30 protein-coding genes and 1 other annotated feature are annotated in these 26,895 nt (G+C 39.6%); of the genes, 28 read left to right on the top strand and 2 right to left on the bottom strand.

Annotation, left to right across the window (positions count from 1 at the left end; all coding sequences use genetic code 11):
* Positions 1 to 4: 4 nt before the first annotated feature.
* The 14 genes from mreC (at position 5) to ACOMCU_RS06125 (ending at position 9,321) form a co-directional block, all read left to right on the top strand.
* Positions 5 to 919, top strand: coding sequence for a rod shape-determining protein MreC (mreC, locus tag ACOMCU_RS06190; protein WP_010860058.1), 915 nt, complete (start codon positions 5 to 7; stop codon positions 917 to 919).
* Positions 919 to 1,443, top strand: coding sequence for a rod shape-determining protein MreD (gene mreD / locus ACOMCU_RS06185; protein ID WP_421049696.1), 525 nt, complete (start codon positions 919 to 921; stop codon positions 1,441 to 1,443). Before mreC ends, mreD begins: the two co-directional genes overlap by 1 nt.
* Positions 1,444 to 1,469: 26 nt before the next feature.
* Entirely contained in the window at positions 1,470 to 2,138 is a 669-nt protein-coding gene (gene minC / locus ACOMCU_RS06180; RefSeq protein WP_010860056.1) for a septum site-determining protein MinC, read from the top strand.
* A 1-nt stretch (position 2,139) separates the two neighbouring features.
* Positions 2,140 to 2,937, top strand: a complete 798-nt coding sequence (gene minD, locus ACOMCU_RS06175; RefSeq protein WP_010860055.1) for a septum site-determining protein MinD — start codon at positions 2,140 to 2,142, stop codon at positions 2,935 to 2,937.
* Positions 2,938 to 3,156: 219 nt separating this feature from the next.
* On the top strand, positions 3,157 to 3,708 hold the full coding sequence (locus ACOMCU_RS06170; protein ID WP_036130452.1) for a M23 family metallopeptidase: 552 nt from the start codon (positions 3,157 to 3,159) through the stop codon (positions 3,706 to 3,708).
* A 1-nt stretch (position 3,709) separates the two neighbouring features.
* A complete protein-coding gene (locus ACOMCU_RS06165) occupies positions 3,710 to 4,309 on the top strand; it encodes a site-2 protease family protein (RefSeq protein WP_421049676.1) in 600 nt (199 codons plus the stop codon).
* Between the two features lie 45 nt (positions 4,310 to 4,354).
* Positions 4,355 to 4,430 (top strand) — a sequence feature (ribosomal protein L21 leader region).
* 14 nt (positions 4,431 to 4,444) lie between these two features.
* Positions 4,445 to 4,753, top strand: coding sequence for a 50S ribosomal protein L21 (gene rplU / locus ACOMCU_RS06160; protein ID WP_010860053.1), 309 nt, complete (start codon positions 4,445 to 4,447; stop codon positions 4,751 to 4,753).
* 16 nt (positions 4,754 to 4,769) lie between these two features.
* A complete protein-coding gene (locus ACOMCU_RS06155; protein ID WP_036130449.1) occupies positions 4,770 to 5,126 on the top strand; it encodes a ribosomal-processing cysteine protease Prp in 357 nt (118 codons plus the stop codon).
* Entirely contained in the window at positions 5,123 to 5,422 is a 300-nt protein-coding gene (gene rpmA, locus ACOMCU_RS06150) for a 50S ribosomal protein L27 (protein WP_010860051.1), read from the top strand. Before ACOMCU_RS06155 ends, rpmA begins: the two co-directional genes overlap by 4 nt.
* 147 nt (positions 5,423 to 5,569) lie before the next feature.
* Positions 5,570 to 6,097, top strand: a complete 528-nt coding sequence (locus ACOMCU_RS06145) for a Spo0B domain-containing protein (RefSeq protein WP_036131575.1) — start codon at positions 5,570 to 5,572, stop codon at positions 6,095 to 6,097.
* A 5-nt stretch (positions 6,098 to 6,102) separates the two neighbouring features.
* Positions 6,103 to 7,392 carry a GTPase ObgE gene (gene obgE, locus ACOMCU_RS06140; RefSeq protein WP_010860049.1) on the top strand — a complete coding sequence of 430 codons (1,290 nt, stop codon included), beginning with the start codon at positions 6,103 to 6,105 and terminating at the stop codon, positions 7,390 to 7,392.
* Between the two features lie 23 nt (positions 7,393 to 7,415).
* Positions 7,416 to 7,871, top strand: coding sequence for an ACT domain-containing protein (locus ACOMCU_RS06135; RefSeq protein ID WP_010860048.1), 456 nt, complete (start codon positions 7,416 to 7,418; stop codon positions 7,869 to 7,871).
* 160 nt (positions 7,872 to 8,031) lie between these two features.
* The gene (gene pheA, locus ACOMCU_RS06130) at positions 8,032 to 8,910 is read left to right on the top strand and encodes a prephenate dehydratase (RefSeq protein WP_010860047.1); all 879 of its coding nucleotides are present in this window, start codon (positions 8,032 to 8,034) and stop codon (positions 8,908 to 8,910) included.
* Between the two features lie 21 nt (positions 8,911 to 8,931).
* Complete coding sequence (locus ACOMCU_RS06125) at positions 8,932 to 9,321, top strand: thiol-disulfide oxidoreductase DCC family protein (RefSeq protein WP_010860046.1); 390 nt, start codon at positions 8,932 to 8,934, stop codon at positions 9,319 to 9,321.
* Positions 9,322 to 9,546: 225 nt separating this feature from the next.
* On the opposite strand, the gene ACOMCU_RS06120 is transcribed toward ACOMCU_RS06125, so the two are convergent.
* Positions 9,547 to 10,077: a transcription repressor NadR gene (locus ACOMCU_RS06120; protein WP_010860045.1), complete on the bottom strand. Its 531-nt coding sequence runs from the start codon at positions 10,075 to 10,077 to the stop codon at positions 9,547 to 9,549.
* Positions 10,078 to 10,218: 141 nt separating this feature from the next.
* On the opposite strand from ACOMCU_RS06120, the gene ACOMCU_RS06115 reads away from it, so the two are divergent.
* From ACOMCU_RS06115 to ACOMCU_RS06080, 8 genes are all read left to right on the top strand, one after another.
* Positions 10,219 to 11,283, top strand: a complete 1,065-nt coding sequence (locus tag ACOMCU_RS06115) for a LysM peptidoglycan-binding domain-containing protein (protein ID WP_421049675.1) — start codon at positions 10,219 to 10,221, stop codon at positions 11,281 to 11,283.
* A complete protein-coding gene (locus ACOMCU_RS06110) occupies positions 11,273 to 12,148 on the top strand; it encodes a phosphotransferase (RefSeq protein WP_329600454.1) in 876 nt (291 codons plus the stop codon). The genes ACOMCU_RS06115 and ACOMCU_RS06110 overlap by 11 nt, the downstream gene beginning before the upstream one ends.
* 113 nt (positions 12,149 to 12,261) lie before the next feature.
* Positions 12,262 to 12,882, top strand: a complete 621-nt coding sequence (ruvA, locus tag ACOMCU_RS06105; RefSeq protein ID WP_010860042.1) for a Holliday junction branch migration protein RuvA — start codon at positions 12,262 to 12,264, stop codon at positions 12,880 to 12,882.
* An 18-nt stretch (positions 12,883 to 12,900) separates the two neighbouring features.
* Positions 12,901 to 13,905: a Holliday junction branch migration DNA helicase RuvB gene (ruvB, locus tag ACOMCU_RS06100; protein ID WP_036130443.1), complete on the top strand. Its 1,005-nt coding sequence runs from the start codon at positions 12,901 to 12,903 to the stop codon at positions 13,903 to 13,905.
* 18 nt (positions 13,906 to 13,923) lie between these two features.
* Complete coding sequence (queA, locus tag ACOMCU_RS06095) at positions 13,924 to 14,967, top strand: tRNA preQ1(34) S-adenosylmethionine ribosyltransferase-isomerase QueA (protein ID WP_421049674.1); 1,044 nt, start codon at positions 13,924 to 13,926, stop codon at positions 14,965 to 14,967.
* A gap of 55 nt (positions 14,968 to 15,022) precedes the next feature.
* A complete protein-coding gene (tgt, locus tag ACOMCU_RS06090) occupies positions 15,023 to 16,168 on the top strand; it encodes a tRNA guanosine(34) transglycosylase Tgt (RefSeq protein ID WP_010860039.1) in 1,146 nt (381 codons plus the stop codon).
* A 141-nt stretch (positions 16,169 to 16,309) separates the two neighbouring features.
* Positions 16,310 to 16,576, top strand: a complete 267-nt coding sequence (gene yajC, locus ACOMCU_RS06085) for a preprotein translocase subunit YajC (protein ID WP_036130438.1) — start codon at positions 16,310 to 16,312, stop codon at positions 16,574 to 16,576.
* A gap of 148 nt (positions 16,577 to 16,724) precedes the next feature.
* Entirely contained in the window at positions 16,725 to 17,360 is a 636-nt protein-coding gene (locus ACOMCU_RS06080) for a DUF421 domain-containing protein (RefSeq protein WP_010860038.1), read from the top strand.
* On the opposite strand, the gene ACOMCU_RS06075 is transcribed toward ACOMCU_RS06080, so the two are convergent.
* The gene (locus tag ACOMCU_RS06075) at positions 17,357 to 18,874 is read right to left on the bottom strand and encodes a putative polysaccharide biosynthesis protein (RefSeq protein WP_010860037.1); all 1,518 of its coding nucleotides are present in this window, start codon (positions 18,872 to 18,874) and stop codon (positions 17,357 to 17,359) included. The genes ACOMCU_RS06080 and ACOMCU_RS06075 overlap by 4 nt on opposite strands.
* Before the next feature lie 93 nt (positions 18,875 to 18,967).
* On the opposite strand from ACOMCU_RS06075, the gene ACOMCU_RS06070 reads away from it, so the two are divergent.
* From ACOMCU_RS06070 to ACOMCU_RS06045, 6 genes are all read left to right on the top strand, one after another.
* On the top strand, positions 18,968 to 19,306 hold the full coding sequence (locus ACOMCU_RS06070; RefSeq protein WP_219362574.1) for a post-transcriptional regulator: 339 nt from the start codon (positions 18,968 to 18,970) through the stop codon (positions 19,304 to 19,306).
* Positions 19,307 to 19,707: 401 nt separating this feature from the next.
* Positions 19,708 to 21,975, top strand: a complete 2,268-nt coding sequence (gene secDF / locus ACOMCU_RS06065; protein WP_421049673.1) for a protein translocase subunit SecDF — start codon at positions 19,708 to 19,710, stop codon at positions 21,973 to 21,975.
* Positions 21,976 to 22,328: 353 nt separating this feature from the next.
* Positions 22,329 to 23,003 (top strand): response regulator transcription factor, encoded by a 675-nt coding sequence (locus tag ACOMCU_RS06060; protein ID WP_036130433.1) that lies wholly within the window; start codon positions 22,329 to 22,331, stop codon positions 23,001 to 23,003.
* The gene (locus tag ACOMCU_RS06055; RefSeq protein WP_421049672.1) at positions 23,000 to 24,367 is read left to right on the top strand and encodes a sensor histidine kinase; all 1,368 of its coding nucleotides are present in this window, start codon (positions 23,000 to 23,002) and stop codon (positions 24,365 to 24,367) included. Before ACOMCU_RS06060 ends, ACOMCU_RS06055 begins: the two co-directional genes overlap by 4 nt.
* Before the next feature lie 296 nt (positions 24,368 to 24,663).
* Positions 24,664 to 25,605 carry an alpha/beta fold hydrolase gene (locus ACOMCU_RS06050; protein WP_421049671.1) on the top strand — a complete coding sequence of 314 codons (942 nt, stop codon included), beginning with the start codon at positions 24,664 to 24,666 and terminating at the stop codon, positions 25,603 to 25,605.
* A 315-nt stretch (positions 25,606 to 25,920) separates the two neighbouring features.
* Positions 25,921 to 26,859: an alpha/beta fold hydrolase gene (locus ACOMCU_RS06045; protein ID WP_421049695.1), complete on the top strand. Its 939-nt coding sequence runs from the start codon at positions 25,921 to 25,923 to the stop codon at positions 26,857 to 26,859.
* The last annotated feature ends 36 nt before the right edge of the window (positions 26,860 to 26,895 follow it).

Genomic DNA, 26,895 nt, shown 5'->3' with positions numbered 1-26,895 from the left:
GGCAATGCCACATTTTTTTTTCAATAAGAAATTAATATTGCTGCTCGTGGGCATGGTTTTTCTTGTGGCATTGATTAGCTTCTCATTACGTGATCGAACGAATGCAACTTTACCAGAGCAAATTATTAAAGATACTGTCGGCGTCGCACAATCCATTGTTGCGAAGCCGGCGAATTATATTACGGGTATTTTTAACGATATTGACTCCCTCTTAAACACGTACGAAGAAAATAAACGTTTAAAAGCGCGCTTAGAAGAATTTGCAGCTGTACAAACCGAAGCATTGGCTATGAAAAAAGATAATGATAAACTTAAAGAGCTCCTCGATAAAAAGGAAAGTTTAAATGCATTTAATCCAATTCAAGCAACGGTTATTGCTAGAAATCCTGATCAGTGGGAAGAGAAGATTATTTTAAATAAGGGTTCCTCTCATGGTGTGGAAAAAAATATGGCAGTTATGACAGCGAAAGGATTAGTCGGTAAGATTACTTTAGTGACTCCTTTCACCTCTGAGGTAGAGCTTTTATATACAAATAATCCAAACTATCGTGTTTCTGCGATGGTTTTAGGAGAAAAAGAAGCATACGGTTTAATCGAGGGCTTTGATAAAGAGCGTAATGAACTCATTATGAAGCGAATCGATTCAAGTTTAACAGTTAAAGAAGGCGAGCAGGTAGTTTCATCAGGACTTGGCGGTATTTTCCCAAAAGGAGTGCCAATCGGAGAAATTACTGAAGTAAGTACAGATGATTTTGGCTTAACGAAAATGGCCTATGTTAAACCATCAGCTGATTTTTCAATTATAGATCATGTTGTCATTGCGAAACGTACAACGACAGTAATTGATGGTTCCGATGGCAAGGCAACGAATGAGGATTTATCAAATCCGCAAAAGGCGAGTGAGGAGGAGGCTGAATGATGGTTCGATTTCTCATCCCCTCTGTGGCGGTTTTGTTATTTTTACTAGAACCAGAGTTTGCTATGCTTTCACCAATTGAAGTGAAGGGGCACATTTTTTACCTAGTTCCTCGATTTTTAATCTTATATTTAATATTTATATCCATCTATTACAGCCGTCAAAGAGCGGTAATGTATGGACTTTTTTTTGGTGTCTTGTATGATGTGTTTTACATTGATATTATTGGATTATATTCTGTGCTTTATCCACTAATCTGTTTTTTAGCTGGTTCTATTGTAAAAATTATTCATCAGCACTTAGTTGTGACAACGACGATTTCAGTTGTTTTAGTAGCAATTTTAGAGTTTGTACTTTATCAATTCTTTTATCTAATAGATTTTACAACGATACCATTAACGGATTTCTTACGTTCACGACTACTACCAACGATCATTGCAAATGCGTTATTTTTAATGATTCTTGGTTGGGCCTTCAAATATTTAATTAATGCGCGTGTCTTACAGAGAGCACGTGAAGTTTCTTAATAAGAGCAACGTGAGGTGAGGCATTCATGAAAAAACAATTAGTTAATATGAAGGGGACAAAAGATGGTTTTGTTCTCCGCTTAGACGATCAGTGTGCGTATACCGAAATAATAGAAGAGTTAAAGAGAAAAGTTTCAGAAGGCGGTATCGATGGTAAAGTAGATGTACAATTACATTTAGGCAATCGATACTGTTCTGATGAACAAATAAAAGAGCTCGTGAAAATCGTTCAGGAAACGGAACAACTAATCGTATCTAAAGTGCAAAGTGATGTACTGACTGTCCATGAAAGCAACCAGAAAATGATAGAAAGTCAACAAGATACATATATAGGTGTGGTCAGATCGGGGCAAATACTCCGTTCTTCCGGGGACATTATTATTATTGGCAATGTCAATCCGAATGGACGTGTAGAAGCTGGTGGCAATGTGTATGTCCTAGGCAAACTAAAGGGAATTGTGCATGCTGGTGTACATGGTAATAAGGAAGCAATCATTGCTGCCTCTCGTTTAGAAGCCACACATATAATGATTGCCGATCAGGTTGAGGCAATGTCAGATGAGCATGTAAAAGCTATCAATCAAGCAGAGATGGCTTGTGCTTTTATCGGCTATGATGGGCGTATTACGTACGATCAAATTCATGCGTTAAAAAATATTCGACCATTGTTAAATGTGTCTAAGGGAGGAAGCTAGTGTGGGAGAAGCGATCGTCATAACTTCAGGTAAAGGCGGTGTCGGGAAAACGACGACAACGGCTAACCTTGGGACTGCATTGGCTCTACAAGGGAAAAAAGTATGTTTGGTTGATACGGATATTGGATTACGAAATTTAGACGTAATTCTTGGTCTGGAAAATCGTATTATTTATGATTTAGTTGATGTGATTGAAGGACGTTGTAAGATACATCAAGCTTTAATTAAAGATAAACGTGTTGATGACAAACTATTTTTACTACCTGCTGCTCAAACAACAGATAAAAATGCTGTGACACCTGAGCAGATGAAGAGCTTAATAGAGGAATTAAAAAGAGACTATGATTATATTTTAATAGACTGTCCAGCAGGTATCGAACAAGGCTATCGTAATGCTGTAGCGGGTGCAGATCATGCAATTGTAGTAACGACACCTGAAATTTCAGCTGTGCGTGATGCAGATCGTATCATTGGGCTGCTAGAGCAAGAGGAAATTACGGCACCCAAACTAATTATCAACCGTATTCGTCAGCATATGATGAAAAACGGTGATACATTGGATGTTAATGAAATTACAACTCATTTGTCGATTGATTTATTAGGTATCATCGTCGATAGTGAGGGTGTTATTTCGTCATCAAACAAAGGGGAACCAGTAGTGATGGACCCTGCCAATAAAGCATCTTTAGGTTATCGTAATATTGCACGACGCATATTAGGAGAATCGGTGCCGCTTATGGCAATTGAAGATGAGCATAGAGGGATGTTTTCAAAATTTAAAGCATTATTTTCAAGATAACGAAGACCTTTTCGTGCAATTGCGCGAAAGGTTTTTTCTTGTTTAGGAACTACAAAACAAGGAACTATCGAGTGTGTACGAGTACTTTAGCGTATTGATTTCTTGCAAGCATTCGTTACCTTAGGACAAGTTTTTTGTTAGCAACAATCGCGTGTGAATGTGCTTTTTTGTGCATGAACGGACATGCAACCTCATATAGTGTGAAAAAAGGATGAGGGCTTGTTTAAAAAATGGAAATGGATTGTCATGATATTACTCGTAGCTGCAATCATGCTCGTTATTCGTTTAGAAGATCAAGGTGTATTAGAAACACCTGTGAGAAAGCTTGTAACGACATCAGCAGATATAACCTATTTAAGTGAGCTTGGGAAAAGTTGGTTAAATAAAGAAGAGGAAACCATTATGGTATCCAGTGATGTAGGGCAAACTGAACTATTAACTTTCACCAATGCACAGGTTTTCAAAGAAGGTTTTATGATGCAGTATGATGTCGGGCTTCCTGTGTATGCTGGGCAGAGTGGACTAGTTGTTTTTACAGGTCATACAAAATATACAGGCAAAACGATGACCATAAGCTATGAGGATGGCACAACGGTATCCTATGGGATGCTCGATAGTTTAGCTCAATTGCCGTATACAACGGTGCAGGCAAATGATTTAATTGGCATGAAACAGGCTGGGCAACTGTACTTATCGATAGAAAAAGATGATACTCACTATAGTTTAGAACAAATAGTACAGTGGCTTCAAACAGAAAAAGATGAAGATTAAATTGCATATATTATGTATCCCTCTGGTATTTGTCATGATTTTAAGTGGTCAAATTGCTTACTATGCTATTATTCTATCCTCGTTACTCTGGCATGAAGTAGGGCATTTATTGGCTGCAAAAATTTGTGGTGTAAAGGTAAAATCGTGTGTCATTACACCGTATGGGGGGGAGATTGAATTTGATAATCCAGCGGTTGTGCAGGCAACATCACTACTATGGATTGCATTAGGAGGACCAATCGCTACGTTATTAGGGATTGGTCTCGCTTTTTTTATGCCCGAGCTACTTGCTACTAAACTTATCGAGGTACAGCTTGTATTGTTGGCTATAAATGTAATACCCATTCTTCCGCTAGATGGCGGAAGAATAATGATAGCATGTTTATTTTTATTTTATCCGACTGTGCGAGCATTTGAACATTACTACTCGTTTTGTCTTGCAATTGTGACGCTATTATTTATCATGACATTAGGTTACTTGCCACAGTCTATTTTTTTAGCTGTTCTTTGTCTATTTATATGGCTTCAAGTAATCAAAGAATGGAATTACCGAAAATATCGTTTAGCTTTTGAGAAATATGTTATGAACAGGTTGACTTGAGAAATTCCATATGGTAATATTTTAATGTTATTGTTTGTAGCACCCGTGCTACTACAACCGCTCTGGGAAGGTTAAAGTATCGTATGATCACCTTCATATACAGGCGAGTCTGAGTCTAAGAGGAGGTGCAGTAAAATGTACGCAATTATTGAAACTGGTGGTAAACAAATCAAAGTAGAAGCTGGTCAAGAAATCTATGTTGAGAAATTAGGCGTAGAAGCTGACGAAGTTGTAACTTTCGATAAAGTTTTATTCGTAGGTGGCGAAAACGTTAAAGTTGGAGCTCCATTCGTAGAAGGCGCTACAGTAACAGCTAAAGCTGTGAAAGAAGGCCGTCAAAAGAAAATCGTTGTTTTCAAATTGAAAGCTAAAAAGAACTACCGTCGTAAACAAGGTCACCGTCAACCTTACACAAAATTAGTTGTTGAGTCTATCAACGCTTAATTGTGAGGTGTAACGAGTGATACAAGTTACGATACATCATGATGAAAATAGACATGTGTCTGCATTTGAATTTTCAGGACATGCTGAGTACGACGAATCTGGTAAAGATTTAGTATGTGCGGGGGCATCTACCATTGCTATTGGTACGGTAAATGCTATTTATGCACTATTACAATTACAACCGGAAGTGGAACAAGCAGCTGAAGGTGGAGGCTATCTAAAGGTAGATTTACCAACAGATTTAGAGCCTGAAATTGATGCAAAACTACAATTAATTGTCCAAGTAATGACAGCTCAAGTGTATTCTATGGTGCAAAATTACGGGCAATATATCCAAATCAACTACAACCAAGTAGGAGGTGGAACAGAATGAAATTGTTATTAGCATTAGACCTTCAACTTTTCGCATCGAAAAAAGGGGTAGGTTCTACTAAAAACGGACGTGACTCTGAGTCTAAACGTCTTGGCGCTAAACGTGCTGATGGCCAATTCGTAACTGGTGGTTCAATTCTTTACCGTCAACGCGGTACAAAAATTTACCCAGGTACAAACGTAGGTCGTGGTGGTGATGATACACTATTTGCTAAAGTTGACGGCGTTGTTAAATTCGAACGCTTAGGTCGCGATCGCAAACAAGTATCTGTATACCCAGAAACTCAACAAGCTTAATTTTCATAAATATGATCATAAAGCGGAGGGCTGCATATATTGCAGTCCTTTTTTTTCTTCAAAAAGCATAATTGTTATGAGGAATTAAGAGAAAAAAACGTCAAAACTTGTTATACTAATGAAGATAACTTTATTGGAGTGAATGGAATGAACAGTCAATCACTAACCATTAGTGAAGTATTACGTTTTGCAAATCATGATTATGTGAATCAGCTTCAACTAATTCGCATGAATTTAGATTTAGGTAGAATCGATGAATCAAAGAAACTTATTCAAAATTTTTCTGAACAATTACGGGTGCTTTCTAGCATAAATCGACTACAGTTACCACAAACGATGGAGTGGCTACAAACAGCAAATTGGTGCTATCCTTCGTTACCAATGAAAATAAGTGGTGAGATTAACAAACCTGTCACGAATAATATAGATGCGGCAGTTGTAGAATACTTAAATAAAACAGTTATGCATGTTTATGATACATTAGATCCATTTACCGAACAGAGCTTAGCGATTGATGTGCGTGTTGACGCCCATACATTTGCTGTAACGTTCACCCTAAATGGACGCTGGAGTGCTGATGCATTCACCGAAAAAGGTTTGAAACAATTCGACATTCAAACAGTGGAAGAGACAAATACGTCTTGGATATATGTATTGAGTGCAAGCAGGGAGTGAATTAAATGTTTGTCGATCACGTCAAGATTTATGTAAAAGGTGGCGACGGTGGGGATGGAATGGTAGCCTTCCGTCGTGAAAAATTTGTACCGAATGGTGGTCCCGCTGGTGGCGATGGCGGTCACGGTGGGAACGTTGTGTTTCAAGTTGAAGAGGGTCTGCGTACGTTAATGGATTTCCGTTACAAACGTAACTTCAAGGCTGACCGTGGTGAGCATGGTATGAGTAAAGGGATGCATGGTAGACGCGCAGACGATTTAATCGTTAAAGTACCACCAGGCACAGTCGTAATGAACGAGGAAACAGGCGTTGTTATTGCCGATTTAGTCGAGCATGGTCAACAAGCGATTATCGCAAAAGCTGGCCGTGGTGGTCGAGGGAATTCTCGCTTTGCAACACCAGCCAATCCTGCTCCAGAACTTTCTGAAAAAGGTGAGCCAGGACAAGAATTAAATGTTATATTAGAGTTGAAAGTACTGGCAGATGTAGGTTTAGTAGGCTTTCCAAGTGTAGGTAAATCAACATTACTATCTGTTGTTTCTGCGGCAAAGCCAAAAATAGGTGCCTATCATTTTACAACAATCGTGCCAAATTTAGGTATGGTTGAAACAGATGATCATCGTAGCTTTGCAATGGCCGATTTACCAGGTTTAATCGAAGGTGCGCACGAAGGTGTAGGTCTTGGTCACCAATTCCTCCGTCATATTGAACGTACACGTGTTATCGTGCATGTAATTGATATGTCAGGCATGGAAGGTCGCGATCCTTATGAAGATTACTTAACAATCAACGATGAGTTAAAACAATATAATCTTCGTTTAACAGAGCGTCCGCAAATTATTGTGGCAAACAAAATGGACATGCCAGATGCAGAGGAAAACTTAGAAATTTTCCGAGAAAAAGTGGGCGAAGATGTAAAAATCTTCCCAGTATCTGCAGTTTCACGCCAAGGCTTAAAGCCGGTATTATTTGAAATTGCAGACTTACTGGAAGTGACTCCTGAATTCCCATTATTCGATGAGCTAGATGAAGAATCTGATGCAACGGTACTTTACAAACACCAATCTGAAGCAGATTCAATCGAAATCTCTCGTGATCCTGATGGTACATTCATTCTTGGTGGATATGCGATTGAGCGTATCTTCAAAATGACAGACTTCAGCCGCGAGGACGGTGTACGTCGTTTTGCACGCCAATTACGTGGTATGGGTGTCGATGAAGCATTGCGTGAACGTGGTGCACAAAATGGAGATATTGTACGCTTATTAGAATTCGAATTTGAATTTGTCGACTAAGAATAGGTTTTAGGGGGAAGAGTATGAAAAACGTTGCTAACCAGCGATATTATTTAGTTCGTGAAGACGTTTTGACAGATGCTATGCAAAAAACTTTGGAGGCGAAACACTTACTTTCAAGTGGTACGGTATCTTCCATATGGGATGCGGTAAAACAAGTGGATTTATCGCGTAGTGCGTTTTACAAATATCGTGATGCTGTTTTTCCTTTCCACTCTATTGTGCAAGAACGGATTTTAACAGTCTTTTTACAGCTTCAGGACCGTAAAGGAACACTTGCAAAGCTTTTAGAAACTGTAACAAACACGCATTGCAATATACTGACAATCCATCAAACGATTCCAATTCAAGGTCGTGCCAATGTTACACTGTCTTTAGATGTAACAAGTATGAGCTGTGAGCTTGATGATTTAATGCATCAGCTAAAGCGTTTAGATTTTGTAGAGTCTGCGGAAGTTATTAGTTCTGGCGCATTGTAAAAGGGGTGGCTCAGAGTTATATCTGAGTCACCTCGTTCTGTAGGCATGAAAACTTTTTCAAAGAAAGGGCTTGTCATAGGCCTCTTTCTTTTTTAGCAAGAGTTTTCGAAAAATTAAGACGGATGTATAGCTACCTATCGTAGCGAAGGAGGTAAATTCAATGACAGAGCAAAATTGGGAGAAACGAATCGCCTATTTAGGACCAGAGGCATCTTTTACATATTTGGCAACAAAAGCTATTTTTCCTACTGAATGGTTAGTCCCTTGTGCATCGATTCCAGAGTGTATTGAGGCAGTAGCAGAGGGAAAAGTTGATTTAGCAGTTGTACCACTAGAGAATGCGTTAGAGGGCTCAGTGCCATTAACCCTTGATTATTTATTCCATGAGGCGACACTTTATGTAACAGGTGAATTACAATTGAAAATTCAGCAACATTTAATGGTGAACAAAGCACAACAGGACAATTGGGAGTCCATCGAGGGTATATATTCGCACCCTCATGCGCTAGCTCAATGTCATAAGTACTTGTTCTATCGTTTCAGTGATGTTCCGTTACATCAAACAACATCAACAGCGGCAGCGGCAAAGTATGTCTCTGAAAATCCGACTGAGTGTATCGCAGCAGTGGGTAACGCGGTAGCGGCTGAAAGATATGGCTTAGACATCGTGCAATCAAATATTCATGATTTTCATTTTAACCATACTCGCTTCTTTGTATTATCAAAACAAAACAAGCGATTGCCGCAGGAATTATCAGATGGACAGGCAAAAACAACCTTCATGATTACTTTGCCAACGGACCGTTCAGGGGCGTTGCATCAGGTACTTTCAGTATTTGCATGGCGCCAGCTAAATTTAAGTAAAATTGAATCGCGTCCATTAAAAACAGGACTGGGTGATTATTTCTTTATGATTGATGTATTAGCCGATGAAAAAGAACCGATGATGCGAGGTGCTATGGAAGAGTTAGCAGCTCTAGGCTGTAAAGTGAAGTCACTTGGTACATACTTTACGTATCTAACATCAGACGAGGCTTAATATTGGTTAGGAGGGATTATAGTGGCTGGTGTTATTTTGTTTGACGGAGTTTGTAATTTTTGCCATAGCAGTGTACAGTTTGTTATTAAACGTGATCAGGCTGCTTATTTTCAGTTTGCCTCTATTCAAAGTGAGGTTGGACAGGAGATTCTGGCAACATATAAAGTTCCGGGAAACATAGATAGTGTTATTTTAGTAGAGCATGGGAAAGCTTATTTTGAATCCACGGCAGCTCTTAAAATTAGTCGGCGTTTAGATGGCTTGTGGCCTAGCTGTTATGCTTTCATTGTCATCCCTCCTTTTATCCGAAATGTCGTCTATAGAAAATTTGCTAAAAATCGCTATCGTCTTTTCGGTAAAAAAGAAGCGTGTCTATTACCAACACCTACTCAACGAAAAAGATTTCTCTAATTACGCTGGAGCGTCCAATTTTTTGGACAGCTCCGTTTTTGTGTGATGATCGGTCTGTAAATTAAGATGGCTCCTTATTATAGTATGTCATTTAATAATGATAATGATTTACTGGTAGATGCGCTTGGCAAGAGGATTCATACACCTGAAAATAACCGTTAAAAAGAGGAGTCCCATTTGCTTTTGGGATCCCTCTTTTTTAGAAAACATTCAATTTCATGTTATTTAATCTATTACTAGATAGCCCTTTTTTTGTAAGTTTTGTTCAATTAAATCTAAAATTTCTACAGATGGAGCAGAAATGACATGAAGATGTGTCCCGCCTGTTAGCGCAGATAAATAGCTCGCTTGTGTATCGTTAACACGTTGCACAAATTTTTTAACATCATGGCGATTAGATACCATAATGGAAGCTGTAATATCTCCATAAATGGGGTGTTCAACAATTACATTCTTCACTGTACCTCCACAATCCACAATCACCAGAAGCTCATCTTCTGCTTCTTCCGGCGTGTGAAAACATGGAATGGTACGTTCAACAGTTTGGTATAGTTGGTCTTGGTGCATATAAATATAGCCTTGGCTCGTTGCTATAATGGGTTCATTTCTAGCCTTTAATAAAGTTATATCATTGACAATGACTTGTCTTGAAACGTTTGCAAATTTAGCTAAGTCTGTTCCTGTTATAGGTGTATTGCTTTTTTTTAGTTGTGCTAGAATCTGCAGTCGGCGTTCTTCGCCTAACATTTTTTTCATAAGAGATCACCTCTGCCTGTAATGAAGGAAACGTATTCCTTAAGCATTAGTGTACCATGAAGCTTTTACAACATGCGTGAATTTTTTGTATCCAAATGAAACATTGAACATATGATACGAAGAGAAGAAGGGAGGAAAAAATTGCGTATTCATATTGTTCAAAAGGGAGATACATTGTGGAAGATTGCGAAAGAGTACGGCATTTCGTTTGAAGATTTGAAGCGGCTCAATGTCCATCTTGCCAACCCTGATTATATTGTACCGGGCATGGAAATTATTCTGCCTGAAAAAATACACAAGGAAACACATAACCAAGGAGCACATAACCAAGGAGCACATAACAAAGGACAGCAAAAGGAAACACCAATCCATAAAGAGATGCCTACTCATAAGCCTGTGAAAGAAAGTGTCAAAAAAGAGGTGCAGAAGCCTATGCCAGCGCCTCCTATTGTCGCACCGCCACCGATGCCAATGCCAGAGCCACAAATGATTCCAATACCATATCCAATACCTATGCCTATGCCACAACCAATGCCACAGCAACCAATGTGGGTGCCTCAACCAGTAGAGCTTAATTGGAATCAACAATTAGTCATGCCGCAAGTTGAGCATCCTGTTATACCACCAATTCAAATTCAACCACCAGCACCGCCACCTCCACCAGTAGCCAAACCGACACCGCCACCAGCACCGCCTATTCATGTCATGCCACAAATGCCAATGGTCCCACATTGTCCGAGTTGCCATCAGCCGGTGCATCATCAAATGTGGTGGCATCAAATGCCAATGCATCAAATGCCAATGCATCAAATGCCGATGCATCAAATGCCGATGCATCAAATGCCGATGCATCACATGCACCCACAAGTAGAGCCATGTTCAATGCCACAGCAACCAGCATCTTGCCCAATGCCAATGCCTGCAAGTGACGTTGCTGGTGCAGGTCATTTCTTAGAGTCAAGCACATCTCCATTCTTCCCTGTGAATGATGCACATGTTCAGCATCATTTTGAGCCAATGCCAGAGATGCAGATGGGGCAGTCCTGTGGTTGTGGTTCACAGCCAGCGATGATGCCAAATTGGCAATTTGACCAATGCAACTGTCCGCCACCATGTCCACCACCATGTCCGCCGCCGTGCCCAACATGTGGACCATGGATGTCCCCGCATTTTTTCCCAGGCGGGATGACGCCTTATCGATGGTAAAGCCTACATTGTAGAGGAAGTAAAGCCTAATATCTGGAAATATAATTACCGATCGAATAATTACTTTGTTAAAAGGGCGAAGCAATTAGAAGTAGCAGAAAAGGTGAGGGCAATTCATCGACAACTTGGACGTCTTGAACCCTCACTCGTCCTACCTTTAGTGCAAAGTGATGATGAGCAGCTTATTGTGCAATTGTGGCAAGAGGGGAGTCATAGTGCGAATTTTGCACATAAAATAGATCGTGAGCAATCACTTAAGCTATTAATGGCTTTACATGAGACACATAAAAAAATCGCATGGCAACGAGTGCCAGGTTTGCACACCTATTCACAGCTTTTAAAATGGCAAATGCGTCACATGCGTTTTAAAAGCAGACGAAATGATTTTCGTGCATTTTTAACGAAAGAAGAAGTAAATCAAATAGTACATTATAGTGAAAAGTCATTACAGTTAATTGCTATGGAGGATGTGCCAGAAAAAGATATTACGCTATTACATGGCGATGTCGTGCATCATAATTTTTTATGGTGTAGTGACGGAGAATTACGCTTAATCGATTTTGATTTAGCACATCTAGGAGAAGCTGATGATGAATATATTTTATGGTTACATCGTGTATTACCGGCAGTAGATTATGACCTAGGTAAAATTTTAGCTGAGTTACCTGAGCTCAAGGATTTAGATAAAAGAAAATACCATCGTTTAAAATTTCCTAATGAGTTACTACGAGAATGGCTTTTTGCAGTGGACTTACCTTTAGAGCAACAGCTTGTATTTTTAGATTATTTAATACCGTTTACTAAACGTGCCCTCACATACTGGCCGAAACTGTGGTACGATATTGATAGATTCATGAAAAAATGACCGTCTATGGGCGGTCATTTTTGTGTGTGAACGCCCACTATCACCATTTAATATAGTCGAGCATTCGTTCGCTATATGCTATAATCGAAGACGATGAATGTGAGGGATTTTATATGTATGATTATTTAAAAGGGCAAGTAATGCGTATTACCCCAGAATACATTGTGCTTGAGCAACAAGGGATTGGGTGGCAGTTGAATACACCTAATCCATTCGCGTTTCGTACAACGGCAACTGAACAACAAATATATGTCCATTTGCATGTTCGTGAGGATGCACAACTGTTGTATGGTTTTCCAAATTTAGATCAACGAGAGCTATTTCGTAAGCTTATTTTAGTATCAGGTATTGGGCCAAAGGGTGCGCTTGCGATTTTGGCAACAGGTAACCCGCAACAGGTGATAAGTGCAATAGAACGGGAAGATGAGACATTTTTAGTGAAATTCCCAGGTGTGGGCAAAAAAACGGCCCGTCAAATGATTTTAGATTTAAAAGGCAAGCTTGGTTCTTTACTAGATACCATCGATTTACCTAGTACAGATGATGAGTTACCATTATTTGGTGTGAATCCGCATAAACATGAACTTGAAGAAGCTCTACTTGCGCTTATGGCACTTGGTTATTCTGAAAAGGAACTGGAAAAAATTCGTCCACAGCTTGAGGATAATGATAAACTTGAAACGACAGACGCCTATATGAAACAAGCATTGCAATTACTATTGAAGATAAAATAAAGGAAGGAGGGCAAGTACATGTCAGAACGAATGATGGCTAGTGAAGCAGGAAGTTATGATGACCAGTTTGAATTATCTCTTCGACCACAAAGATTAGCGCAATATATTGGGCAGCATAAGGTAAAAGAGAATTTACAAATTTTCATTGAAGCGGCCAAATTTCGTCAAGAAAGTTTAGATCATGTGCTGTTATACGGTCCTCCTGGGCTTGGAAAAACAACTTTGGCTGCAGTCATTGCCAATGAAATGAATGTCAATGTGCGCATGACGAGTGGCCCTGCTATCGAACGACCAGGAGATCTAGCGGCGATATTAAGCTCACTCGAACCGGGAGATGTGTTATTTATTGATGAGATACATCGTCTGCCACGCGCGATTGAAGAGGTACTGTATCCAGCGATGGAGGATTTTTGTTTAGATATCGTTGTGGGTAAGGGGCCTGAAGCTCGTTCTGTCCGCCTTGATTTACCGCCATTCACACTTGTTGGTGCTACCACAAGAGCGGGCGCATTGTCAGCACCACTTCGAGATCGTTTTGGGGTGTTGCTGCGCTTAGAATACTACGATGATACGTCACTCGCTGAAATCGTTGTGCGAAGTGCACATTTATTTGCTGTGCATATTGAGCAAGTCGCTGCCGGTGAAATGGCAAGACGTTCACGTGGTACCCCCCGTATTGCCAATCGTTTACTGAAACGAGTGCGAGATTATGCACAGGTCCTTGGAGATGGTATGATAACGGAGGATCTTGCGAAGCAAGCACTGGAATTACTACAAGTCGATCCTAGAGGGCTAGACCATATTGACCATAAACTTGTGACCAATATGATTGAGCGCTTCCGTGGAGGTCCAGTAGGCTTAGATACACTCGCTGCTTCTATAGGCGAGGAACGTGTGACGATTGAAGATGTGTATGAGCCGTATTTGATGCAAATTGGTTTTATTCAACGTACCCCACGTGGTCGAGTAGCGACACATCTAGCTTACGAACATTTTGGATATGATTATCCCCAACAAACATAGAAGAAGGAAGTTTTTTTAATGCGTGTAGAAGATTTTGATTTTGAATTACCAGAAGAGCTTATAGCGCAAACACCGCTTGTTGACCGTACAGCGAGCCGATTAATGGTGGTTACACCAGGATTAGAGGAAGTAGAGCATCATCATTTTGCACATATTTTAGATGAACTAAATGCAGGAGACTGCCTTGTGTTAAATGATACACGTGTCTTACCAGCGCGCTTAATGGGTGTGAAAGAGGAAACGGGTGCTCATATTGAGGTGTTGCTATTAAAGCAAATCACAGGAACGGATGAATGGGAAACACTTGTAAAGCCTGCCAAACGTGTGAAAGTCGGCACAGTTGTGACGTTTGGAGACGGTTTACTGACAGCAACTTGTACAGGTGAACTCGATCATGGAGGACGTTTGTTTGCCTTCAATTACGAAGGTATATTTTACGAAATTTTGGAGCAGTTAGGAGAAATGCCACTGCCACCATATATTCGTGAGAAATTAGATGACCAGGAGCGTTATCAAACCGTATATGCAAAGGAACGTGGCTCTGCGGCGGCACCAACAGCGGGTCTACATTTTACGCAAGAATTATTACAACAAGTGAAAGCGAAAGGTGTAGAAATCGTTTTCATCACACTACATGTTGGTCTTGGAACTTTCCGCCCTGTAAATGTAGACGCCATTGAAAACCACGAAATGCATGCTGAATTTTATAGTGTTACCGAAGAAGCAGCGGCGACCATAAACCGCGTGAAGATGAACGGTGGCAATGTCATTGCAGTAGGTACAACGTCTACACGTACATTGGAAACAATCGGCTCAAAATATGAAGGCGAAGTGCGTGCAGAACAAGGATGGACATCCATTTTCATTTATCCGGGCTATAATTTTAAAGTAGTAGATGGCTTAATTACAAACTTCCATTTACCTAAATCTACACTTGTGATGCTTGTTAGTACACTTGCGACAAGAGATACTATTTTAAGTGCCTATACACAAGCTGTAGAAGAAAAATATCGCTTCTTTAGCTTTGGCGATGCGATGTTTATTCGACCAAAAGGACTGTAAAGGAAACAAATCGAAGTACTGTTTTTACTTCAGATAAGAGAGGATTATTTATTATATGACACAACCAGCAATTCGTTATGAGCTACTCCATACTTGTAAGCAAACAGGGGCACGTCTTGGCATCGTGCATACACCGCACGGATCATTTGAAACGCCAGCATTTATGCCAGTCGGGACACAGGCAACTGTTAAAACGATGTCTCCTGAGGAATTAAAAGAAATGAATGCCGGCATTATTCTATCTAATACGTATCATTTATGGCTTCGTCCAGGTAATGATATCGTAAAGGAAGCAGGTGGCTTGCATAAATTCATGAACTGGGATCGCCCAATTTTAACGGATTCAGGTGGTTTCCAAGTGTTTTCACTTAGCCAATTCCGTAAAATTGAAGAAGAAGGCGTACATTTCCGTAACCATTTAAACGGGGACAAGCTATTTTTAAGTCCAGAAAAAGCAATGGAAATTCAAAATGATCTTGGTTCAGATATTATGATGGCGTTTGATGAATGCCCACCATACCCTGCAACACATGAATATATGTTGAAATCGGTAGATCGTACAACGCGTTGGGCGAAGCGTTGTAAAGAAGCCCATGCTCGACCAGAAGAGCAAGGTTTATTTGGGATTATTCAAGGTGGGGAATACGAAGATTTACGTCGCCGCTCAGCTGAAGCTTTAGTAGAGCTGGACTTCCCAGGCTATGCAATTGGTGGTTTATCGGTGGGTGAACCAAAAGATATCATGAACAAAGTTTTAGAATTCACGACACCATTAATGCCTGACAATAAACCTCGTTATTTAATGGGTGTTGGCTCTCCAGATTCACTCATTGACGGAGCTATTCGTGGAATCGATATGTTTGACTGTGTATTACCGACACGTATTGCACGTAACGGAACATTAATGACATCTGAAGGTCGACTAGTCGTGAAAAACGCAAAGTATGCTCGTGACTTTGGTCCAATCGATCCAAACTGCGATTGCTATACTTGTAAAAACTATTCTCGTGCGTATGTACGTCATTTAATTCGTACGGAAGAGACATTTGGAATTCGTTTAACGTCTTATCATAACCTGCACTTCCTTTTGAAATTAATGGAACAAGTGCGTGAAGCAATTCGTGAGGACCGCCTAGGCGATTTCCGTGAAGAATTTTTCGAGAAGTATGGCTTTAACGGACCGAATGCAAAAAACTTCTAAATTTGGAATGCAGCTTAGCGAAATTTTACCTGTAATAGAAAAACTATTGATAATATAGAAAAATTTTGGGCTTGTCCATCGCTTTTTTAGGGTGGAATAGTCTATACTAAAAAAGTGAGATTTGGAAAGGGGGCAAGAATTATGGAGCAATATTCTGGCTTAATAATGATTTTAGTAATGTTCGTTGCGATGTGGTTTATTTTAATCCGTCCTGCTAAAAAAAGACAGCAGGAAACGCAAAATATGCAAAGTAGCTTACAGCGTGGTGATAAAATTATTACAATCGGTGGCTTACATGGTGTTGTTGACTCAATCGAGGACACATCTGTCACATTAATCATAGCTGATAATGTACGTGTGAAATTTGACCGTCAAGCAATCGGACGTGTAGCAAATGATCAAAAATAATTTTCAAAGGCGTTGTCCCAAACTTATTTGGACAGCGCCTTATGTAATTCAGGAAGCTATGTCGTGAAATGGTGATACATTTTTAACACAGCTTTTTTTGTATAAAAAGTAGCTTTCACGGTCACCTTGATAGTATGGGGGTGTCTGTATGGAAGAATATTTCATGATTATCTTTAGAACATGTTTTCTATACGTGTTCATACTAATTGTTTTTCGTTTGATGGGTAAACGAGAAGTTGGTGAGTTATCCGTGATTGATCTAGTTGTCTTTGTGTTAATTGCAGAAGTAGCAGCCTTTGCGCTAGATGACTATGAAAACCCATTATTTAATGCCATCTTACCAATACTCATATTACTTGTCATTCAAATTGTAAGTGCCTATTTGTCGTTGAAAAATAAAAAAATACGTGATTTGGTTGATGGCGAACCAGCATTACTCGTTAGAGATGGTGTTATCTTAGAAAGCGAGATGCGCAAGCAACGTTATAATTTAGATGATTTATGTCAGCAATTACGAGAAAATGGTATCGCTTCGATTACTGAAATTGCTTTTGCATATTTAGAGCCTTCTGGTAATCTTTCCGTTTATAAGAAAGACGAGAAGGCTTTTGTCTATCCACTTATTATCGATGGTGATATTCAGGAAAGGCATTTAATGATCCTGCATAAGGATGTTGAATGGTTAATGGCAGAGCTAGGTAAAAATAACATTAAGGATAGTAACACTGTGTTTTTCTGTATATGGGAAGACAATCGACTTCATATCCAACTGAAAGAATCCTAAACTTTTTTTGCCAGCTTACGAATATAGCGTAAATCGGTCATGCGTAACTGATTGGAAAATAATAAGAACGTGAACAGTAAAAATAGGGTTACACAGCTACTTAAAATAAAGGGAAGCGGCATGAATTGCATGATAAAATATTGAGCGATACAAACAGCTATAAAGCAGCTATAAGGAACAACAAACATACGGAAGCCAGCACGTAAGTTTTTGCGTTGTCGTACAGTGGCAATATGCAAGAAAGAAGTGAGCAAGACACCAAAGCCAATGGCTACAACAGCACCTTTTTCCTGTATCCCCGCTTGTGAAGCAAGAACAAACATAACAAATAATTTACCTAAGCCACCATAAATGGAGTTCATCATGGCAGCTCGAGCCTCACCAATGGCTTGCAAAATCGAATGTAATGGACTTTGAATATAATAAAAATAAAAAATCGGCGCTAAAATTTTCACATAACCACGGTTTTCTTCTAAGTGGAAGAGCTTCATCGCCAGTTCGTCACCATGAATAAAAAAATACGTAGCGGCAAAGCAACCTACCAGAGAAGAAAGGCGTAATGACACAGAAATCCTTTCCTGTAAGAGAGACGTATGTTGACGTGCTACGGCATCACTAACAGCTGGTATCAGTACGATTGACAGTGCTGTGGAAACGAAGGCTGGGAATAATAGAAGTGGCACTAAAACACCCGAAATGACCCCGTATAAAATAGTTGCCGCAGAAGCAGTTAGACCTGCCATCGTTAATGCTTTTAAAAATATAATTGGCTCTAGAAACCAAGTGAAGGAGCCAAAAAGTTTACTACCCGCAGATGGCAGGGCAACTCGTAGCATGGGGGTAGCAGGGTAGGACTCAATTTTGCTTTTTCGTGTCAATAATTTTTTCTTTGAAACAATATAGTGGAGCCATAAATACAAGAAAGCAACCACTTCAGCTAGCAGCGTAATACCCATTGCAGAGGCTGCAGTCACTGCAGCATTATTATAAGTAGCTACAAATGGTAGCATAAAGGTAATAAAACCAATACGTACAATCTGTTCAAGCATTTGTGCCCAAGCTGTTGGTGTTATTTTTGCGACACCTTGTAAATAAGCACGCAATAACCCAGAGCCTACAGATACTGGCACAGCAAAGAGAGCAATCCATAGTGTAAATGTTGTTTGTTCATTATGTAAAAGTGTAGAAGAGATATATGGTATAGTGAGTGCAACGAGTGGCATAAAAACAATCATACCAATAAGCGACCAAAGAATGGCCGTACGCATAACACCGAAAATGCTTTCTCGTTTATTTTTTGCTAGTAATTCTGCCACAATTTTAGCTACAGCGATAGGTAGTCCCAATTGAATGAGTGAGATGAAGAAAATAAAAGCAGGGTAGGCGGTCATGTAAATGCCGACAGCCTCTTCTCCAGCAATACGCATAAATTGCATTCTATAAAAGAAGCCAAAGAGTTTAGATAAAAAAATGACAAACATTAAAAATAGTGTACCCCGTACAAAAGAACTCATGCCATCCGTCCCTTCTCAAGCCGCAAAAATTCATTTACACTATTTGTATGCAAACACGTCTTACGATACAACTTTGATTGGAGATGATTCAAAATGAGTATGCAACATGCGCAACTATTTGAAAAAATTCGTCCGGCAATTGATAGTAAGATAGCAGAATTTAAGCATTTTCAGTACGATGCTATAACAGCGGAGGAACTATGGCGTTTTTGTGTAGAAAAGAAATGGCGGAAAAAAAATGTTGAGCAATTACGTCTCTATGAAGTAATCGCTACTATTTTTGCTGTAAGGCCGTCCGATATCGTATCGTTTAACCAAGTGGAGTTTTTACAAAGTAATGATTGGTTTACAGAAGTGAACGCGGACGAGCTAAAATCATTGCTTGGCCCTGTTAAAAACGAACCAGAATATGTAGGATTTGTAAAAGATTAAAAGAATACTACAGTGTAGAATTGACACCAAGCGCAACGTGTTTCATAATGAGTGTGTTGCGCTTTTTTACTTTGTACAAGTTTCGTTAAAATCTGACTGTACAAAGTGAAACTTTAATCGGAGGGGCTTTATCCCTTCAGATTAGTAGTTGAACGAATCGGGTACTTACGGGTACTTGCTCTTCCGCTTACTATTTATTGCCAAGTGGGAGTCTTAGCATCCGTTAGTACGGGACAAATTTGCGCGTTATTGAACGATTGAAATAAGGTGAGCAATCTCTTTTGAAGCACACGTAACATTATTCTAGAAGAAAAGGAGGAATAAACGCTTCAAAAGTATTGCAAGTATACTTGTTTGTAGTGTAAGGGATGACCTTGCACCATTTCGAGGAGGATTTTTAGATGAAATTAAGAAGTCGTATTGTTGCATTCGTGCTGCTTTTGGTGTTATTTATATCAACCATGAGTACGACTGTAGAAGGCGTCTTAAAGGACATTAAGCTTGGCCTTGATTTACAGGGCGGGTTTGAGGTTCTTTATGAAGTACAAGAATTAAAAGAAGGACAAAAAATCACACCAGAAGTTGTGACAGCTACTGCAACGGCTCTTAACAATCGTATTAATACGATGGGGGTAAGTGAGCCTAGCATTCAAGTTGAGGGTGAGAACCGCATTCGTGTGCAATTAGCGGGTGTCGAAGACCAAGAATCTGCGCGTAAGTTATTGTCGACTTCAGCGAATTTAACATTTCGTGATGTCGATGATAATTTATTATTAGACGGTGATGATTTAAAGGCAAATGGAGCGAGTGATTCCTTTGACCAACAAAATCGTCCAATTGTTTCACTTACATTAAAAGATGCGAAAAAATTTGCGGATATTACAAGTAAAATTGCAGCAAAGCCAGCAGGTCAAAACTTACTTGTTGTATGGTTAGACTTTGAAGAGGGTGTTGATTCATATAAAGCGGAATCACAAAAAGCTAAACCTCGCTATGCGTCAGCAGCAACAGTAAGCCAAACATTAAACACTACAGATGTAATGATTAGTGGTAATTTTACAGTTGAAGAAACAAAGAATTTAGCAGGCATATTAAATGCTGGGGCACTCCCAGTAAAACTACTGGAAACTTACTCTACTTCAGTTGGCGCACAATTTGGTGACCAAGCACTGAAAAGTACAGTTTTTGCTGGGATTGTTGGGGTAGTAATCATCTTCCTCTTCATGCTATTCTATTATCGTTTACCTGGCTTCATATCAATTATTACACTATGTATTTTCACATTCCTAGTCCTTGTCGTATTCGATTGGATTAATGCTGTCTTAACACTTCCAGGTATCGCAGCCATCGTGCTCGGTATTGGTATGGCAGTAGATGCGAATATTTTAGCTGCGGAGCGTATCCGAGAGGAACTGCGCGTAGGACACTCGGTAAAGCAGGCGTTCCAAATAGGTTCGAAACAATCGTTATCTGCAATTATCGATGCGCAATTAACTACGTTATTAGCAGCAGCTGTACTCTTCCAATTTGGGACAAGCTCTGTTAAAGGTTTTGCTACAACATTAATTATTTCGATTTTACTAAGTTTCCTAACAGCTGTTTGGGGATCTCGAGTACTATTGGGATTACTTGTGAACAGTGGTTACGTCAATAACCCAGCTTTATTTGGTATTGCAAAATCTAAACAGCATAGTTTAGACGAAAATATAGGTACGCTAGATTTATCAACGAAGTTTGATCGTTTTGACTTTGTTCATAATCGTAAAAAATTCTATACCTTCTCATTAGCTATTTTAGTAGCTGGTTTAGTAGTCATTGGTATCTTCCGCTTAAATCTTGGCATTGATTTCTCAAGTGGTACACGTGTGCAGATTGAAGCAGACCAAACATTAAACAAAGAAGAAGTCTCTAAATATATCGATAGCATCGGCTTCCCATCAGAGGATATCGTTCTTTCTGGTGAAAAGAGCACTTCGGCGGTTATCCGTTATAAAGATGACTTATCACAAGATGAGATTTTAAAATTCAAAAAAGATGCTGGCGAAAAATATGGCCATGAACCGTCAGTTAGTACTGTTTCCGCGACTGTCGGAAAAGAGCTTGTGAAAAATGCGATTTATGCTTTATCACTTGCTGCTCTTGGCATCATTATCTATGTAGCGGTTCGTTTCGAATGGCGCATGGGTGTAGGGGCAATTGTATCGTTGCTCCATGACGTATTCTTAATCGTTGCTGTATTTAGCTTCTTCCGTTTAGAGGTTGATATTACGTTCATTGCCGCTGTACTGACGATAGTCGGTTACTCTATCAATGATACAATCGTTACGTTTGACCGGATGCGTGAAAACTTAAATCAATATGAAACAATTAAAGATCGTGAAGTGTTGGCGAATATTGTTAATAAATCATTACGTCAAACAATGGGACGTTCTGTGAACACGGTATTAACAGTAATTATCGTCGTTGTGGCCCTGTTAATTTTTGGTGCACCTTCTATTCAAAACTTCTCAATTGCGTTATTAATTGGTTTATTCACAGGTATGTACTCTTCTATCTGTATCGCAGCACAAATCTGGTACTCACTAAAAATTCGTGAGATGAAAAAATCAGATGGTCAGTTACACAAAAAAGAGAAAAAACAATGGGGAACTGACGAACCTACTGTTTAATAAATATTTATAAACTTACTTGCTAGATAAAGTGTATCCTTTAAAGGACATTTAAAAAGCTTTAGGTAACATAAGAAGGTGCTGTCTGTAATTTACAGACGGCATCTTTTTTAAATCCGATAGAAAACATCATAATAATTAGCGTAAATCATACAGCAAACGTCTCCACTTATTAGATTCAAGAATAGTTGAGAGTGAAAGAGATTCAGCGTTCCGAGTTTCGAATACTGAACGATGGCACAGTTAATAATAGGCCAGTTCAGGATTATAGGAAAATTAGAGGGAATTCTATTTTAGTTATAGTATAATGATTACTTCAAATATGGGATGGGAAACAGGGAGAGATGAAACGCATGACTACTATACTGGTTGCTGACGACGATACGAACATTCGCGAACTCGTTTGTTTATTTTTACGCAAGGACGGATTCACAACAGTAGAAGCAGCGGATGGCAAGGAAGCACTGGCTGTCTATACTAAGGAGCAAGTCGATCTTGTCGTGCTTGATATCATGATGCCGACGATGGATGGGTGGACGTTATGCAAGGAGCTCCGGAGGGCCAACCCTGATTTACCGTTACTTTTACTGACTGCAAGGGGCGAAACATGGGAGAAAGTGAAAGGCTTTGAACTTGGAGCGGATGATTATTTGACGAAACCATTCGATCCGTTGGAGTTGTCGGTTCGTGTTAAGGCACTATTGAAACGATACCGAATTGGCTCCACGCAGACAATTCAGTTAGGCAATGTCATTCTAGATCGACAGACCTATAAGGTGATGCGAGGGACGGAGGCGCTCATGTTGCCGCTGAAGGAGTTTGAATTACTATATAAGCTCGCTGGAACGCCTGGACAAGTCTATACACGCGAGCAGTTGATCGATCAAATTTGGGGGATTGATTACGCCGGAGATGATCGAACGATAGACGTACATATTAAACGCCTGCGTGAACGCTTCTCGAATACAACCGATTTTCGTATCGAAACGGTACGTGGGCTTGGTTATCGTCTTGAGGTCGTCGAATGATTAAGTCCTTATATACACGTGTTGTCTTGACATATTTAGTGTCCGTTATCGTGGGCACAATCTTTGCTTTTTTTCTGGCAGTTTGGGTATTTGAAGAGAAATTGAATGAAAATCTGCAAATCCCCTTATTTAACTTTGGTCAGGACATTTCTCGGATTTATGAGACTTTACCGTTACGTGAAGCGGACACATTCATAAGTGGCATGAATCAACTCAATTCCTATCATATTCGAATTTACGAAGAAACGGGTCAGTTCCAGTCTTACGGAGAGCTGAACGGACACAAGCTTGTTACTGTGACGATGGAACAAGTAAAAAAAGTACTAGATGGGGAAACTGTTCAAATCAATAAAAGTGGTATTTCTACGGTTCTCTTAGGGTTGCCATTGACAACCGAAATGGGAACGAAAGCGATGTTTATAGAACCGATTGCCCTCCCCTCCTCCTCTTTTGTAATAAAGTGGATTTTGAACTTTTCAAGCTATTCGTTGATAGCGGGAAGCCTATTGATACTGGTTGCTGCCATGTTCCTAGTCAAACCGATCAAAAGGCTGACAAATGCAACTAGGCATATAGCAGGTGGCGATTTTAACGTCAAGCTGAATATTAAGCAAAAGGGCGAGCTAGGTACTTTAGCGCGCAGCTTCGAAGAAATGACGCACGATCTGCAGCAACTTGAGCAGATGCGGAGGGAATTCGTATCCAATGTGTCACATGAAGTTCAGTCACCGCTTACCTCGATAGCGGGTTATGCTCTAGCGCTCAAGCAAGAAGACATCACACATAACGAAAGACATCGTTATCTCGATATTATCATTGCTGAAGCACATCGGATGTCCAAAATGAGCGATAGTCTCTTAAAATTGAGTATGCTTGAATCGCAGTCGCAGCAATTGCAGTTGGTCACATTCAGTGTTGATGAACAAATCAGACGAGCCATCGTGGCAATTCAGCCGCAGTGGGCGGCTCGCAACATCCGTTTTGAGCTTGATTTGGAAGCCGTTCGTCTAGAAGCTGATTATGATCAATTAAACCAGGTATGGACAAACATTCTCGTGAATAGTATCAAATTTTCCAAGGATAACAGCGTTATTAACGTTAGCATCAAACAAGATACCAAAAATGCGACAGTACGAATATCCGACAAAGGTATTGGTATTTCCTACGAGGACCAGAAGCGTATATTCGAGCGGTTTTTTAAGGCGGATCGTTCACACAGTCGTAAGTATGCTGGTAGTGGTATGGGACTTGCCATCGTTAAACAGATTGTATCGCTACATCAAGGTGACATCCGCGTGGAAAGCGAACCCGGCAGAGGAACGACGTTCATTGTCACTTTGCCAATCGTAACACCGAAAGAGTAACGCCATTCAAATCTTACATTCGAATTATGGTAACAACCTCGTATACTCCATGTTACGGCGTCATGTGTAAACTTTGTTGCATGTGACGCCGTAACATTTTTTATTTGTTCATATTCCGTTCATATTGTGGTCATAGGGAGTACAACTTCATTGTATAAGCTATCCTTAACGGTTTGTGAAAATAGCCGGAATACACGGTTGCGGATTGAAGATACGAATAGAGAATGAAAGAGAGGGAGAGGCACGAGAACAAAGGAGAAAACGAGCTTGACACTCTACAACCTCGTGCAAACATAATGAAAAAAACGATAACCATTATAAGTAAATTAATAGCAGCTTTAGCTATAGCCATCATACTTTTTTTAGCTATTGTTTTTCTAGTTAATATTGTCTGCAACAAAATGGAGCAAGGAAAAACAGAAACTTATGGTCAGTCTGTAACAGTAGACGGAAAAAATATGAATGTCTTCATTCAAGGTGAAGGAGAAGAAACAGTTGTGCTCCTACCAGGTTATGGAACAGCAGCACCAGCACTTGATTTTAAGCCGCTCATCGATGAGTTATCTCCATTTTACAAAGTCGTTGTAATTGAGCCTTTTGGTTATGGATTAAGTGAACTAACCGATAAGGAGCGAAGCACAGAGAATATTGTCAGTGAAATACATGAAGCTTTACAGCAGCTAAACATTGAGCGTTATATTCTAATGGGCCACTCCATTTCTGGCATTTACGGACTGGATTATGTGAACAAATATCCAAACGAAGTGAGTGCATTTGTCGGGCTCGATAGCAGTGTGCCAACGCTAAGCGAGAAAAAGATTGAATCTCCAATAATAGGCACTTTAAAACTACTCAAAAAATCAGGTTTAGCCAGATTGCAAGTGAAGCTAGGTGATGACCCATACGCTACACTACCTTATGATGATAAAACAAAAGAACAAATGAGCATTCTTATACACAAAAACAGGTATAATCCTAACCAATTAAATGAAGCTGAAAATATGTATGCTAATTTTAGAGCAGCTGAAAATTTATCATTCCCAAAAAATCTACCCGTTATTTTCTTTATACAAGCGAATCATAAAGTAACTGAAAGATGGATACCAGAGCATAAAAAACAAATAAAAGATTCTGTACACGGGAAAGTGATGACATTTGAAGGGGATCATTATTTATATCGTACAAAAGCAAAAGAAATTGTAGAAAATTTCAGGGCGTATATGGATGAAATAAAATAAGTGTAGTGAAAAAATCCCATCACAATTGTTGTAATAGTTTTGTATCAATTAGATTGTCTAAGCCACATTTTCCAAGCTACGATTCAGTTTCCATAGCATGTGACGCCGTAACATTTTTTTATTTGTTCATACTCCGTTCATATTGTTGTCATAGATAGTACACTTTTGTTGTATAAGCTGTATTTAGGTTTGTAAAAGTAGCCGGAATATACGGATGTGGATAGAAGATGCGAATAGAGAATGAAAGGGAGGGGGGCACGAGTAAAGGTAGAAAACAAGCTGCAGTTGCCGCTGTACACCACTCGTGCAAACATAATGAAAAAAACGTTAACCATCATAGGTAAAATAATAGCAGTTTTAGCTATAGTCATAGTACTTTTTCTAGCTATTGTTTTTCTAGTTAATATTATCTGCAATAAGATGGAGCAAGGAAAAATAGAATCTTATGGTCAGTTTGTAACAGTAGACGGAAAAAATATGAATGTCTTCATTCAAGGTGAAGGAGAAGAAACCGTCGTGCTCCTACCTGGCTATGGAACAGCTACACCAGCGCTTGATTTTAAGCTGCTTATCGATGAGTTATCTCCATTTTACAAAGTCGTTGCGATTGAGCCTTTCGGATATGGATTAAGTGATGAGACCGATAAAGAACGAAGCACTGAGAATATTGTCAGTGAGATGCATGAAGCTTTACAACAGCTTGATATTGACAAATTTACGCTAATGGGCCATTCCATTACAGGTATCTATGGACTTGATTATGTCAACAAATATCCAAACGAAGTGAGTGCATTTGTCGGAATCGATAGCAGTGTTCCAACACAACCGGGTATGGATGTCGAATTGCCAGTAAAAACGTTTGCATTTGTCGAAAAATCAGGCCTCTTAAGATTGATCATGAAAGTAAGTGGTGACCCCTATGCTGGACTAGCGTTTGATGCTCAAACTGTAGAGCAAATGAAAATGATTTCGAATAAAAACATGTATAATGCCACTACCTTGAATGAAATGGAACATATATCTTCTAATTTTAAAGGGGCTCAAGACTTGTCATTCCCTAAAGACCTTCCTCTTCTTCTCTTTGTACAAGCGAATAATGCAGGCGTAGAAGGATGGATTCCACTACATGAAGAGCAAGTAAAAGATTCTGTACATGGAAAAATGATCCCAATGGAGGGATCACATTATTTACACCATACCCAATTCAAAGAAATCGCTCAAAACTTTAGAGAATTTATGAAAGAAGCAAAGTAAGTGTGCATAAGTGATATGAAAACCGTCCTTTGGGGC

The sequence above is a fragment of the Lysinibacillus sp. UGB7 genome (genome assembly GCF_049058285.1).
GTDB classification, from domain to species: domain Bacteria; phylum Bacillota; class Bacilli; order Bacillales_A; family Planococcaceae; genus Lysinibacillus; species Lysinibacillus sphaericus_B.
The sequence above is the reverse complement of the archived record's forward strand: the minus strand, read 5'-3'. Positions and strand labels throughout refer to the sequence as shown.

Bases quoted from the DNA above. Each gene is read 5' to 3' on its own strand.
- minC (WP_010860056.1), top strand. From the start codon at position 1,470: ATGAAAAAACAATTAGTTAATATGAAGGGGACAAAAGATGGTTTTGTT.
- obgE (WP_010860049.1), top strand. From the start codon at position 6,103: ATGTTTGTCGATCACGTCAAGATTTATGTAAAAGGTGGCGACGGTGGG.
- pheA (WP_010860047.1), top strand. From the start codon at position 8,032: ATGACAGAGCAAAATTGGGAGAAACGAATCGCCTATTTAGGACCAGAG.
- ACOMCU_RS06075 (WP_010860037.1), bottom strand. From the start codon at position 18,874: ATGAGTTCTTTTGTACGGGGTACACTATTTTTAATGTTTGTCATTTTT.
- yajC (WP_036130438.1), top strand. From the start codon at position 16,310: ATGGAGCAATATTCTGGCTTAATAATGATTTTAGTAATGTTCGTTGCG.
- ACOMCU_RS06060 (WP_036130433.1), top strand. From the start codon at position 22,329: ATGACTACTATACTGGTTGCTGACGACGATACGAACATTCGCGAACTC.
- ACOMCU_RS06055 (WP_421049672.1), top strand. From the start codon at position 23,000: ATGATTAAGTCCTTATATACACGTGTTGTCTTGACATATTTAGTGTCC.
- ACOMCU_RS06050 (WP_421049671.1), top strand. From the start codon at position 24,664: ATGAAAAAAACGATAACCATTATAAGTAAATTAATAGCAGCTTTAGCT.
- secDF (WP_421049673.1), top strand. From the start codon at position 19,708: ATGAAATTAAGAAGTCGTATTGTTGCATTCGTGCTGCTTTTGGTGTTA.
- queA (WP_421049674.1), top strand. From the start codon at position 13,924: ATGCGTGTAGAAGATTTTGATTTTGAATTACCAGAAGAGCTTATAGCG.
- ACOMCU_RS06135 (WP_010860048.1), top strand. From the start codon at position 7,416: ATGAAAAACGTTGCTAACCAGCGATATTATTTAGTTCGTGAAGACGTT.
- rpmA (WP_010860051.1), top strand. From the start codon at position 5,123: ATGAAATTGTTATTAGCATTAGACCTTCAACTTTTCGCATCGAAAAAA.
- rplU (WP_010860053.1), top strand. From the start codon at position 4,445: ATGTACGCAATTATTGAAACTGGTGGTAAACAAATCAAAGTAGAAGCT.
- mreC (WP_010860058.1), top strand. From the start codon at position 5: ATGCCACATTTTTTTTTCAATAAGAAATTAATATTGCTGCTCGTGGGC.
- ACOMCU_RS06045 (WP_421049695.1), top strand. From the start codon at position 25,921: ATGAAAAAAACGTTAACCATCATAGGTAAAATAATAGCAGTTTTAGCT.
- ACOMCU_RS06120 (WP_010860045.1), bottom strand. From the start codon at position 10,077: ATGAAAAAAATGTTAGGCGAAGAACGCCGACTGCAGATTCTAGCACAA.
- mreD (WP_421049696.1), top strand. From the start codon at position 919: ATGGTTCGATTTCTCATCCCCTCTGTGGCGGTTTTGTTATTTTTACTA.
- tgt (WP_010860039.1), top strand. From the start codon at position 15,023: ATGACACAACCAGCAATTCGTTATGAGCTACTCCATACTTGTAAGCAA.
- ruvA (WP_010860042.1), top strand. From the start codon at position 12,262: ATGTATGATTATTTAAAAGGGCAAGTAATGCGTATTACCCCAGAATAC.
- ACOMCU_RS06145 (WP_036131575.1), top strand. From the start codon at position 5,570: ATGAACAGTCAATCACTAACCATTAGTGAAGTATTACGTTTTGCAAAT.
- ruvB (WP_036130443.1), top strand. From the start codon at position 12,901: ATGTCAGAACGAATGATGGCTAGTGAAGCAGGAAGTTATGATGACCAG.
- ACOMCU_RS06080 (WP_010860038.1), top strand. From the start codon at position 16,725: ATGGAAGAATATTTCATGATTATCTTTAGAACATGTTTTCTATACGTG.
- ACOMCU_RS06070 (WP_219362574.1), top strand. From the start codon at position 18,968: ATGAGTATGCAACATGCGCAACTATTTGAAAAAATTCGTCCGGCAATT.